Below are 13686 nucleotides of genomic sequence, written 5' to 3'. Positions count from 1 at the left end.
GATTAAAATTCCATTTTTATATAGATAGAATTTTATAAAATTATTGCTTAAAGTCTGTTTTGATAATATTAATAAATAAGTTAAGATGGTTATTAAAAATATTTTTAAAAATATGTTGACACTTATTAATATATGATATATAATAAATCTTGTCGTGAGAAATGACGCGCCGAAGTGGCGGAACTGGCAGACGCACAGGACTTAAAATCCTGCGGTGCTTAAACCACCGTACCGGTTCGATTCCGGTCTTCGGCACCATAATATCGCGGGGTGGAGCAGCTGGTAGCTCGTCGGGCTCATAACCCGAAGGTCATAGGTTCAAGTCCTATCCCCGCAACCAGATTTGGCGGAATAGCTCAGCTGGCTAGAGCATTCGGTTCATACCCGAAGGGTCGTAGGTTCAAGTCCTATTTCCGCTACCAGAGTTCATACATATGTATGAACTCTTTTTCGATTCTATAATATTTAAATTCATTTCTTAATGACATAAAATTTATAATGTTTTTTATAACGACAATTTTTATAAATAAAAGTAAATCTGATGATCTCTAAGAATAATTGAGTTTTAACTTGTTTTTCCCACTGATAGGCAAGAAAAGTATTTGTATTATAAGCTTATATTTTTAAAATGTTTAAAAAAACGTAGGGATAAATGTCCTAAAAAAAATTTTCAACCAATTCATTTTGTGACAAATATTTCCAGTTAATATTGCTATAATAAAAATAGTTTATTGGTTGGGGGATGTTTGTATGCAATATAATTCACAAGTTTATACTTATCAAAGAGTTGACAAAGCAGGTAAAGAGAATGAAGGGAACAGATTTTTAACAAATATGTTTAATATGCAGTTTGTATTATATTTCATCTGTGCCTTTCTAATAAGTAGAGTATTAATGATTCATTCTGCAGCACCATTCGGCATTGCTTTTTTAATTTCAATTTTAATGAATGGAGATGCAAGAGAAAAGATTACTGGAGCAGCTGGTGCTGTATTAGGTTATATAACCTTATATGGCGACTTGAAGAGTTTTTATATTTATATTATTGCAATAATGACAATAACTTTTTTTAGCTTTATTTTAGAGAAGTTTACAAATAATAAAAAGTTGCTTATATATGGAATGCTTATATTATTTGAATTTATGATTTTTAATTTTATTCTAAATAAGATGAATATAACAGCATCTTTTCTTACTTCTATTTTAGAATTACTTTACATCGTTCCAATATATTATATTATTAATTATTCAATGATATGCTTCAAAAACATAAAAACAAAGCATTTGTTTAGTGGAGAAGAAGTTGTTAGTATGGCTCTTATATTATCACTAGCTGTAGCTGGTACTTGGGGGGTAACTTTTTATAATGTAAATGTAAGAAATGTTATAGCCTTAATAAGTATTCTTATAATTACATATACTAATGGCATGACTGTAGGGGCTGCTAGTGGAATAGCAATTGGGGCAGTTATTGGGATGTCAACAAATAATATGCCTATTTATATCAGTGTTTTTAGTATTTGTGGACTTGTATCTGGTGTATTTAAGAATACTAATAAGTGGTTTACTGGACTTTCATATACTATAACTTTTTTTATAATAATATTATATGAAAAAGCTATACCGAGTTTTAGTGTTATTGATGGAATAGTCTGCTGTGGTGTATTTTTTGCAATACCAAATTCAATTCTAAATAAAATAGAATCTGAAATAAACTTTGAGAAAAAACAAGAAAATATATCTCAAGGATATATTGATAAGGTTAAGAGTGTATTCATAAAAAGACTAGACAGTTTTTCTGATGTACTTTTTACTATGTCTAGTATTTTAAATAATTTAGTAGATAATGATAAATTGGCATTAAAAACAAAGAGCAGTGCACTTGTAGAAAATTTAGCAGATAGGGTATGTAATAGTTGTAATATGAAAAATATATGTTGGAAAAGAGAACTGTACTATACTTATGCTGCCTTTGAGGAGCTTATATCTAATTATCAAGATAATAGGATAGTTATTCCTAATGAAATAGATAGAAAATGTATACGAAGAAATGCATTATTAAAAAATACTGAGGAAATAGTTAATAACTATATTATTAATGAGATGTGGAGAATAAGATTAAGTCAAGGGAGAGAAATTTTAGCTAATCAAATTAATAATATGGCAGGTACTGTTAAGGAAATACAACAAGAATTTAATGATAGTCTCAATTTTAATAGTATAGTTGAGAAAAAAGTTATAGACGTTTTGAACAGAAGTGAGATTGGATTCAAGGACATAATGTGCATAAATGATAATAATGATAGACTTTTAATAAAAATTTCAATGGAAGCTTGTGGAGGAAGACAAATCTGTGTTAAAGAAATACTTCCACTTGTTAATGAGGTTACAGAGAGATGCATGTGCGTATGCGATGATGGATGTAAGATAAATCCAGATACCAATTTATGTACTGTAGAATTACAAGAAACTCCAAAGTATCATGTGGCTTCTTATGTAAGTCGTACAAGCAAACGTGGGGAAACTGAAAATGGAGATAGTTACAGTTTTGGGAAATTAAATGATGGAAGTTATATGATTATAATAAGTGATGGAATGGGTTCTGGTGCAAAGGCTGGACATGAAAGTAAAGCAGCAATTGACCTTATTGAAAAATTTACTATGTCTGGGCTTAGTAAAATTACTGCCATTAATAGTGTAAACTCAATAATGACATTAAAATTTAGTGAGGATGAAAAGTTCTCTACCATAGATTTGTGTAGTGTTGATTTGTATTCGGGCAATGTAGAGTTTATGAAGGTTGGTGGTGTGGCTAGTTTTATTAAAAGAAAAGATAGAGTTGAGGTAATAAATTCTAAGACATTGCCTATTGGTATATTAGATAAAGTTGATATTGACAGAAAAGATAAAAATGTTAAAAATGGAGATATAATTGTAATGATAAGTGATGGTATAACTGATTATGATAATGAAAATGCTGGAAAAATAGATTGGATTATAGACTACTTAAGAGAATGTAGTTCAAATAATCCTAAGGAAATAGCAGAGGATATTGTGAAAAAATCAGTTGAACTAGCTGGAGGAAAAGCAAAGGATGATATGACTGCCATAGTATCAAAGGTATATAGCTTATATTAATTTTTAAAATGCTAGATTATGAATTGAATGAGAATTTATAATTGTGATATAATAAATTAGAAAAATAAGGATTTGTTTAGAATAAATATTATTCTAAAGTTGTCTATTAATTAAACCTTTTAGGAAGTGTTGTTGTTGTTAGATAAAGTATTGCAAACTATAAAAGAAAATTCAATGTTTTGTACAAATGATAAAGTTATAGTTGCAGTTTCAGGCGGACCTGATTCTATGTGTCTGCTACACGCATTAAATAGTATTAAAAACAAGTTAGAAATAAACCTTGTTGTTGCTCATGTAAATCATTGTTTAAGGGGGAAAGAGTCTGATGAAGATGAAGAATATGTAAAAAGAATATGTTCTAAACTGAATGTTGATTTTTATAACATAAGAGTAGATATAAATAAGATTTCTAAGGAAAAGGGTATATCTTCTGAAATGGCAGGAAGAACTGCAAGATATGAGTTTTTTGAAAATGTAAGAAAGAAAATAGGAGCTCAAAAGATAGCTATAGCTCATAATGCAAATGATCAGGCTGAAACAATCATAATGAGAATAATGAGAGGAACTGGAGTGTCAGGACTTATAGGTATAAAACCTATAAGAGATGGGATTTTTGTAAGGCCTCTTATAAAAATAAATAGAGAAGAAATAGAATATTATTGTGAAAAAAACAATATTAATCCAAGGATAGATAAAACTAATCTAGAAAACATATATTCAAGAAATAAAGTGAGACTTGAACTTATTCCATATATAAAAGAAAATTTTAATAAAGATATAGTAATGACATTAAATCGATTAAGTGATACAGTAAATATAGATAACGATTACCTAGAATATGTTTCTGAAGAAAAATATAAGCTTTTTTGTGAAGAAAAAGATGAAAAAGTAATATTGTATAAAAATGGATTTTTGCAACATAAAGCTGTTGTTTCTAGAATGATTAGAAAGGCGATTTCTTATCTAACTGGGAGTACATATAATTTTGAAAAAAAACATATTTTAGATATAATTAATATACAAACACATAATACTGGGACCACTTTGAATTTACCTAATAATATAAATGTGTACAATAATTACGGTAACATTATCATATACTTTAACAATGAAGAAGATACTAAAGACAATAAAGAGTATGAACTCTTTATTGGTAAAGATAATGTAATATCAAAAAAATCAATTAAAGTAACTATGAGGATTATAGCTCATGAGAATGAAAATATAAATTTTAGGGAAAATAATTTTATAAAATACTTTGATTATGATAAAATAAAAGATAAAATAATATTAAGGTATAGGAGAAATGGTGATAGATTTACAACTATAGGTATGAGTAGAAGTAAAAAATTAAAAGATATGTTTATAAACATGAAAATTGAAAAAAATATACGTAACAAAATACCTCTCATATGTTTTGATAACGAAATTTCATGGATAGTAGGATATCGAGTAAGTGATAAGTTTAAAGTAGTTGAAAATACTAAAGAAATATTGGAAATTAAATTTGAAGGCGAGGAAAACTAATGAGAGAAGATATTCAAGAGGTATTATTTACTGAAGAGCAAATAAAAGATAAAACTAAGGAAATAGGTAAAAGAATAAGTGAGGATTATAAAGGAAAAGATCTCATCCTCATAGGAATTTTAAAAGGTTCAGTTATGTTTATGGCAGATCTTATGAAAGAAATAAAGATACCTTGTAGTATGGACTTTATGTCAGTATCAAGTTATGGAAATTCTACTGAATCAACAGGGAGGGTTAAAATCTTAAAAGACCTTGATTTTTCTATAGAGGGAAAGGATATACTTATAGTTGAGGATATAGTAGACTCTGGTATAACATTGTCATATCTTAAGGATTATCTATATTCAAGAAAACCAAATAGTTTAGAAATTGCTACACTTTTAAATAAGCCTGAAAGAAGGCAGACTAGTATAAAACCAAAATACATGGGATTTAATGTACCAGATGCTTTTTTAGTAGGTTATGGGTTAGACTATGCAGAGAAATATAGAAACCTTCCTTATATAGGGGTTCTAAAAGAGAAAATTTATAAATAATTAAATTTTACATTGTTGTAAACAAATTTTTGTTATGGTACAATTTTATCGTATTTATAAAGAGAGGGGGGCCTATAGTGAAGAAGATATCAAGCGCTACGGTCTGGATCATAGTATCTATAGTAGTTATCTTTACAGCATTAACATTGTTGGAGAATAATAAAACTAACAATGAAATAACTTTTGATGCTTTCCAAAAGAAATATATAGCAAGCGACATAAAGAGTTTTCAGGTAAAAGAGGATAAAATGACTGTTGAGGGTAAGTATAAAAATAACGAAAGCTTTCAAACAGTAGTCCCAATGGAAAGACTTGTACAATTCTTGGGGGAAAATCCCAATAAGGGGAACGTTGTTGAATCCTATACACCTCCGGCTAATATACCTATATGGGTAAATTGGTTGCCTAGCATATTATCTATTTTGATATTAGTAGTATTTTGGATTATGTTTATGCAGCAGTCTCAAGGTGGTGGAGGCAAAGGCGTTATGAGCTTTGGTAAAAGCCGAGCAAAAATGGCTTCTCCAGACAATAAGAATAAAGTTACCTTTAATGATGTAGCTGGTGCAGATGAGGAAAAACAAGAACTTGCAGAAATAGTAGATTTTCTAAAGACACCGAAAAGATACTTAGAACTTGGTGCAAGAATTCCTAAAGGAGTGTTGCTAGTAGGGCCTCCAGGAACAGGTAAAACACTTTTAGCTAAGGCTATAGCAGGAGAAGCTGGAGTACCTTTCTTTAGTATATCAGGTTCAGATTTTGTTGAAATGTTTGTAGGTGTAGGAGCTTCAAGAGTAAGAGATTTATTTGAACAGGCGAAGAAAAATGCACCTTGTATAGTTTTTATTGATGAAATTGATGCAGTGGGAAGACAGAGAGGTGCAGGATTAGGTGGAGGACATGATGAGAGAGAACAAACACTTAATCAACTACTTGTTGAAATGGATGGATTTGGAGTTAATGAAGGTATAATTATGTTAGCAGCTACAAATAGACCAGACATACTAGATAGAGCATTGTTAAGGCCAGGTCGTTTTGATAGACAAATTTTAGTTGGAGCTCCAGATGTAAGAGGAAGAGAAGAGATACTTAAAGTTCATTCTAAAAACAAACCTTTAGATGAAGGCGTAAAACTTGATGTATTAGCTAAAAGAACACCAGGTTTTACTGGAGCAGATCTTGAAAATTTAATGAATGAAGCAGCTTTATTAACTGTTAGAAATAAAAAAAATCTAATTGGTATGGATGAACTTGAAGAGGCTATAACGAGAGTAATAGCTGGTCCAGAAAAGAGAAGTAGAGTTATAAACGAAGCGGATAGAAGGCTTACTGCTTTTCATGAGGCGGGTCATGCAGTTGTAATGAAATCACTTCCTAATAGTGATCCTGTTCATCAGATAAGTATTGTTCCGAGAGGTATGGCCGGTGGGTATACTATGCATTTACCTGTAGAGGATAGAGCATATATGTCTAAGAGTGGACTTGAAGATGAAATGGTAGGTCTTCTTGGCGGAAGAGTAGCAGAGAAATTGGTAATTGGTGACATAAGTACAGGAGCAAAAAATGATATAGATAGAGCTTCAAGTATTGCAAGAAAAATGGTTATGGAATATGGTATGAGTGAAAATCTTGGACCAATATCTTTTGGAACAGATCAAGATGAAGTATTCCTTGGAAGAGATTTAGGAAGAAATAGAAACTTTAGTGAAGAAATTGGTGCAAAGATAGATAAAGAAGTTAAAGAACTTATACAAGAGGCTTATGATAAAGCAGAAAAACTTTTGTCAGAAAATATGAATAAATTAAAAGCAGTTGCTGAAGCTTTACTTGAAAAAGAAAAACTAGAAGCTAATGAATTTGAAGAAATATTTACTAATAGCTAAGTAGTAAAATAAGCAATAGAAAACATGTTTTCTATTGCTTATTTTTTATTTTCAATTGTATATTCATAGAAACTACATATAATATTATGATATAATATGTAATAATTACATACTATATTGAAAACCATAGATGAGAAGGGGCGTATTTTAAAATGAAATCAGATATTGAGATTGCACAAGAGTGTAAAATGGAACCTATTTATAAGGTGGCTGAAAAATTAGGACTAAATGAAGATGACATAGATTTATATGGAAAATATAAATGTAAAATTTCATTGGATATTATTGATAAAAATAAACATAAGAATAATGGAAAACTTATTCTTGTTACTGCTATAAACCCAACACCAGCAGGAGAAGGAAAATCTACAGTGACAGTAGGACTTGGGGATGCCTTAAAAAGAAAGAACAAGAATGTAGTTATTGCATTAAGAGAACCTTCTTTAGGACCAGTATTTGGTATAAAAGGCGGCGCAGCTGGCGGTGGATATGCTCAAGTAGTTCCTATGGAAGATATAAATTTACATTTTACTGGAGATATGCATGCAATAACATCTGCAAATAATTTGTTATGTGCAGCTATAGACAATCATGTACAACAGGGAAATGTGTTGAGAATTGATCAAAGAAGAATAGTATTCAAAAGAGTAATGGATATGAATGATAGAGCATTAAGAAAAATAGTTGTTGGATTAGGTGGTAAGCCAAATGGTTTTCCTAGAGAAGATGGCTTTATGATTACTGTTGCTTCTGAAATAATGGCAATACTATGTCTTGCTGACAATCTTATGGATTTAAAAGAAAGAATGGGTAGAATATTAATATCTTATAATCTAGATGGAGAACCTGTGTATTGCAAAGATTTGAAAGTTGAAGGTGCTATGGCTCTTTTGATGAAAGATGCTATAAGACCAAATCTAGTTCAAACATTGGAAAATACTCCAGCTATAATTCATGGAGGACCATTTGCTAATATAGCTCATGGATGTAATAGTGTGTTAGCAACTAAAACAGCACTAAAACTTTCTGATTACACAGTTACTGAAGCAGGTTTTGGTGCAGATCTTGGAGCGGAAAAGTTCTTTGATATAAAATGTAGATATGGTAATTTGAAACCAGATTGTACTGTAATTGTTGCTACTGTTAGAGCGTTGAAACATCATGGTGGAATAAAAAAAGCGGATCTAAATACCCCAAATGTAGATGCATTAAAAAAAGGTATAGAAAACTTAGCGAAGCAGATTGAAAATGTTAAAAAATATGGTGTTCCAGTAGTTGTTGCAATAAATAAATTTATAACTGATGCTAATGAAGAATTAGAATTTATTGAAGAATATTGTAAGGGTCTAGGTGTGAGAGTTTCACTCACTGAAGTTTGGGAAAAGGGTGGAGAAGGTGGCCTTAACCTTGCAGAAAATATTTTAGACATACTTGAGAATGATAAGAGTGATTTTAATTATATATATGATGTAAATAAAAGCATTAAAGAAAAGCTAGAAACTATAGCAAAAGAAATATATGGAGCTGATGGAGTTACATATACAACAGCGGCAGAAAAACAAATAGTAGAACTTGAAAAATTTAATTTAGATAAGTTACCTATTTGTGTAGCTAAGACTCAGTATTCTCTCTCAGATAATCCATCATTACTTGCAAGACCAAAAGGTTTTTACATAACAGTTGGAGAAGTTAGAGTATCTAATGGTGCAGGATTTATTGTAGCCTTAACAGGGAATATTATGACAATGCCAGGACTTCCAAAGGTACCAGCAGCAGAAAAGATGGATATTAATGAAGATGGATCTATAGTGGGATTATTCTAAATACTTGACCAAATAAAATTAAGTTGTTAAAATGGAACTATTGTGTTTTTATCTACTATACTTCGATATACAAAAGGGTGGCTTTAATAGCCGCTCTTATAATTTATAAGGGGTGTATTAATTTGATTTTAGTTCTCGATGTAGGGAATACTAATATAGTTATTGGTATTTACGATAAAAAAGATCTTATAACTGAATGGAGACTTTCAACAGATATGTTCAGAACTGCGGATGAGTACGGAATTCAGTTCTTAAATTTATTTTCTTTAAGTAAAATTGAAATTGACAGGGTAGAAGGAGTTATAATATCTTCTGTTGTACCAAATATTATGTATTCACTTGAACATATGGTTAGGAAATACTTTGAAATAGAGCCAATTGTTGTAGGTCCTGGAGTTAAAACGGGTATAAATATTAAATATGATAACCCAAGAGAAGTAGGGGCAGATAGAATTGTAAATGCAGTAGCTGCTCATGAAATATATAATAAATCACTAATTATTATTGATTTTGGAACTGCTACTACTTTTTGTGCTGTAAGGAAAAATGGTGATTATTTGGGTGGAGTAATTTGTCCTGGTATAAAAATATCATCCGATGCCCTTTTTCAGAAGGCTGCAAAGTTACCTAGAGTTGAATTGCTTAAACCTTCAGAGATTATCTGTAAGAATACAGTAACAAGTATGCAGGCAGGAATAGTATATGGATATATAGGTGAAGTTGATTATATAGTAGATAAAATGAAAAAAGAAATGGTAGAACTAGGAGAGCAGGATACTTTAGTAGTGGCTACAGGTGGTCTTGCTAAACTTATAAGTGAAGAATCAAAAAATGTAGACATTGTAAATCCATTCCTAACATTGGAAGGATTGAGAATTATATATGAGAAGAATAAAAAGCAGGTGAACTATGAGAATATCAGATCTTGAATTTTCTAACAACGTTTTTCTTGCACCTATGGCTGGGGTAACAGATATTATATTTAGAGGAATATGTAAGGATATGGGATGCGGCCTTGTATATACGGAGATGGTAAGTGCAAAGGCACTTTATTATGGAAGTGAAAATACTAAAGAATTGCTTAAGGTATCAAAAAAAGAGAGACCGGTGGCTGTACAGATTTTTGGTAGTGAGCCTTCTATTATGGCTAAGGCATGCGATTATTTTAATAACAATGAAAATATATGTATAATTGATATAAATATGGGGTGTCCTGCTCATAAGATAGTAAAAAATGGAGAAGGTTCTGCACTTATGAAGAATCCTAAATTAGCTGCTGAAATAGTTAGAGAGACAAAAAAAGCTTCTACTAAGCCTGTTACAGTTAAATTTAGAAAAGGATTTGATAGTGAAAATATAAATGCAGTGGATTTTGCAAAAGTGATAGAAGAAGCTGGTGCGGATGCTATTGCAGTTCATGGAAGAACTAGAGAACAAATGTATGAAGGCAAAGCGGATTGGGACATAATAGCGAAGGTGAAAAAAGAAGTTTCTATACCGGTTATAGGTAATGGGGATATTTTTTCAACAGAAGATGCCTTGCAAATTAAAAAGAAAACTAATTGTGATGGAATAATGATAGCTAGAGGATCTATGGGGAATCCGTGGATTTTTAGAGAAATTAAACAGGCATTTAATGGAGAAGAGATTATAAAACCTTCTATAGAAGAAAAAATTGATATGTGCATTAGCCATTTAAAGCTTGCTGTAGAGTATTATGGAGAAAATAGAGCAGTAAGAGAAATGAGAAAGAACATAGCTTGGTATTTGAAGGGATTAAGAAATTCTACTGATATAAAAAATAAAGTTAACTATGAAAAAAATAGTGATAAAGTTATTGAAATACTTCAACAATATAGATTACAATTGCTTTTATAATTAACATTAGATTTTCCTTTGAGGTTAACTAATATTGTATATTGTTTAAATTTAATAATGAAAATAGACTTAATAGTTATAATTAAATTAGTTAGATTGAATATATATAATTAAATGTTTTAGAAAATATACTTGTTGTAAACGGGTAATAATGTGAATATAATTTAGTAGGTAAAAATTGATATTTAGAAGAGGCTCTATTCACTAATATTGACAATGTAAATAGGCTGTTTTATAATTACTTAAATGGTTACGACTAGATATTGGTATTCTTTTATTATGCTATTATTTTAAATATATTACCTATAAATATAGAGTAGGGCATTTTATGAAATCAGAAGGGGAGAAGTAAAATGAGTGAAGTAAAAAAATATGTTATGACTTATGAGGGTTTGAAGAAATTAGAAGAGGAATTGGAGTATCTTAAAACTACTAAGAGAAAAGAGGTTACTGAAAAAATAAAAGTAGCTCTTTCTTTTGGTGATTTAAGTGAGAACTCTGAATATGATGAAGCAAAAAATGATCAGGCATTTCTTGAAGGAAGAATTATACAACTAGAAAATATGCTTAAAAATGCCACTATAGTGGATGAATCAGATATACCAAAGGATAAGGTTAATGTAGGAAGCTTAGTTAAAGTTAAGGACTATGAATTTGATGAGGAAGTTAATTTTTTAATTGTAGGTTCTGCAGAAGCTGATCCTCTTGCAAATAAAATCTCTAATGAATCCCCAATTGGAAGTGCATTAATTGGGAAAAAAGTAGGGGAAATAGTAGAAGTGCAGGTACCTGACGGTATAAATAAATTTGAAATATTGGAAATAAGTAGACCATAATATGGAGGTATTATAATGTCAAATGAAAAAAAGTCATTGACAAAAGAAGAAATAAAAATGCAGAGGCTTCAGGCAAAAGAAGAAGCTCAAATGAATGATTTGTTAAAGGAAAGAAGACAAAAACTTTCTGATCTTCAAGCAGCGGGAAAGGATCCCTTTGATGTTTACACTGTAGAAAGAACTCATACATCAGAGCAAGTGAAGGAAAATTATGATGAACTTGAAGGTAAAACTGTTACTGTCGCAGGAAGACTTATGTCAAAAAGAGTACATGGAAAAGCAGGTTTCTCTGATATACATGATAGATATGGTAAAATACAGTTATATATAAAGATAGATGATGTGGGTGAAGAAAAGATCAAATTCTATAGAACCTTTGATATAGGAGATTTTGTATCAATAACAGGTAGAGTATTTAAGACAAAAACAGGTGAAGTTAGTATACATATTATAGATTTCGAACTTTTATCTAAATCTTTGAAGCCACTTCCTGAAAAATTTCATGGATTAAAAGATCCAGATTTAAGATATAGACAAAGGTATGTTGATCTTATAATCAATCAGGATGTTAGAGACACATTCTTTAAGAGGACAGCTATTATAAGGTCTATAAGAGAGTTTTTAGACAATAGAGAGTATCTTGAGGTGGAAACTCCTATATTGTCACCTATAGCAGGAGGTGCAGCAGCTAGACCATTTGATACTCACCATAATGCATTAGATATAGATATGTACCTCAGAATAGCAACGGAATTGTATTTAAAAAGACTTATTGTTGGTGGATTTGAAAAAGTATATGAAATAGGTAAGAATTTTAGAAATGAAGGTATTGACGTAAGACATAATCCTGAATTTACAATGATAGAATTATATGAAGCCTATGCTGACTATAATGATATGATGAAAATTACTGAAAATATGGTAGCTTATGTTTGCGAAAAAGTACTTGGTACAACTAAAGTGACATATCAAGGTACTGAAATAGACTTTACTCCACCATGGAGAAGAATAACTATGGTAGATGCTGTTAAGGAATATGCTGGAGTTGATTTCAATAAAATTAGTACAGATGAGGAAGCAAGAACTGTAGCTAAAGAGAAGGGCCTTGAACTTAAGAAAAAACTAGAGGATTGTACAAAGGGTGATGTATTAAATGAGTTATTTGAAGCTTATGGTGAGGAAAAAATGATACAGCCTACATTTGTATGTGATTATCCTGTAGAAATTTCACCTCTTACAAAAAAGAAGAGAGGAAATGAAGCCTTTACAGAAAGATTTGAAGGTTTTATATATGGTAGAGAATTATGTAATGCATATTCAGAACTTAACGATCCAATAGTTCAAAAGGATAGGTTTGTACAGCAGCTTAGAGAAAGAGAACTTGGAGATGATGAAGCATACATGATGGATGATGATTTCATTAATGCTTTGGAGATTGGAATGCCTCCAACAGGTGGACTTGGAATAGGTATTGATAGACTTATAATGTTCCTAACAGATGCTTATTCAATAAGAGATGTTATATTATTTCCTACAATGAAACCAATGCAACAACAATAAATTAAGTATTTAAAAGGTAGTATTAAAATAAAAATAGTTTTTATTGACTGTTTCTAATGATTTTTAAAACAAAGATTAATGCTGGAATTAATTTTATTCTCAGTGTTAATCTTTGTTATATATACGGTAAATGAAATTGTAGATTTATATAATGATAAATAAATCTTATTGTTTAATAAATCAACTATTTTTTATGATGAACTGAGTATTTTTTTATTAAAATCACTTAACTTGAATATAAGTTATAAAAGAGAGATTTATATTTTTTATAATGCATTTATCCAATAAAGAGTTAAATTTGTATATAAATATAAATGTTTTTAATGCTTATATAATCATTAAAAACATTTAATTTAAAAAATAATAAAAAATTAAAAAAACACTTGATTTTTTTTAATATCTTGTTATAATAATATATGTAAGTGAGGCAAACAACACTTACAAAACAAATTAATAAAAATATTCCGCGATAGCTCAACGGTGGAGCACTCGGCTGTTAACCATA

9 protein-coding genes and 3 tRNA genes are annotated in these 13686 nt (G+C 30.2%); all 12 read left to right on the top strand.

Going from position 1 to position 13686, the window contains the following annotated elements; all coding sequences use genetic code 11:
* The first annotated feature begins 168 nt into the window (after positions 1-168).
* The 12 genes from RH99_RS15205 to lysS all read left to right on the top strand — a co-directional run bounded on the left by RH99_RS15205 (position 169) and on the right by lysS (position 13181).
* Positions 169-258 (top strand) — tRNA-Leu (locus RH99_RS15205).
* A gap of 6 nt (positions 259-264) precedes the next feature.
* Positions 265-340 (top strand) — tRNA-Met (locus RH99_RS15200).
* Between the two features lie 5 nt (positions 341-345).
* Positions 346-422, top strand: a tRNA-Met gene (locus tag RH99_RS15195).
* Between the two features lie 328 nt (positions 423-750).
* Positions 751-3138 (top strand): stage II sporulation protein E, encoded by a 2388-nt coding sequence (spoIIE, locus tag RH99_RS15190; protein WP_010240175.1) that lies wholly within the window; start codon positions 751-753, stop codon positions 3136-3138.
* Between the two features lie 135 nt (positions 3139-3273).
* Positions 3274-4665 (top strand): tRNA lysidine(34) synthetase TilS, encoded by a 1392-nt coding sequence (tilS, locus tag RH99_RS15185; protein WP_010240173.1) that lies wholly within the window; start codon positions 3274-3276, stop codon positions 4663-4665.
* A complete protein-coding gene (gene hpt, locus RH99_RS15180) occupies positions 4665-5201 on the top strand; it encodes a hypoxanthine phosphoribosyltransferase (protein ID WP_010240172.1) in 537 nt (178 codons plus the stop codon). The genes tilS and hpt overlap by 1 nt, the downstream gene beginning before the upstream one ends.
* Positions 5202-5278: 77 nt before the next feature.
* Positions 5279-7084, top strand: coding sequence for an ATP-dependent zinc metalloprotease FtsH (ftsH, locus tag RH99_RS15175; RefSeq protein WP_010240171.1), 1806 nt, complete (start codon positions 5279-5281; stop codon positions 7082-7084).
* Between the two features lie 152 nt (positions 7085-7236).
* The gene (locus RH99_RS15170) at positions 7237-8907 is read left to right on the top strand and encodes a formate--tetrahydrofolate ligase (RefSeq protein ID WP_010240170.1); all 1671 of its coding nucleotides are present in this window, start codon (positions 7237-7239) and stop codon (positions 8905-8907) included.
* A gap of 122 nt (positions 8908-9029) precedes the next feature.
* Entirely contained in the window at positions 9030-9836 is an 807-nt protein-coding gene (locus RH99_RS15165) for a type III pantothenate kinase (RefSeq protein WP_010240168.1), read from the top strand.
* Positions 9817-10785, top strand: coding sequence for a tRNA dihydrouridine synthase DusB (dusB, locus tag RH99_RS15160; protein WP_010240166.1), 969 nt, complete (start codon positions 9817-9819; stop codon positions 10783-10785). Before RH99_RS15165 ends, dusB begins: the two co-directional genes overlap by 20 nt.
* 353 nt (positions 10786-11138) lie before the next feature.
* Positions 11139-11621 (top strand): transcription elongation factor GreA, encoded by a 483-nt coding sequence (greA, locus tag RH99_RS15155; RefSeq protein WP_010240164.1) that lies wholly within the window; start codon positions 11139-11141, stop codon positions 11619-11621.
* Positions 11622-11636: 15 nt separating this feature from the next.
* Positions 11637-13181, top strand: coding sequence for a lysine--tRNA ligase (gene lysS, locus RH99_RS15150; RefSeq protein WP_035777122.1), 1545 nt, complete (start codon positions 11637-11639; stop codon positions 13179-13181).
* Positions 13182-13686: the final 505 nt, after the last annotated feature.

Origin of the sequence: Clostridium arbusti SL206, from assembly GCF_000246895.1 — a bacterium.
GTDB classification, from domain to species: Bacteria; Bacillota; Clostridia; order Clostridiales; family Clostridiaceae; genus Clostridium_I; species Clostridium_I arbusti.
This window is presented reverse-complemented; position numbering and strand designations above follow the sequence as displayed.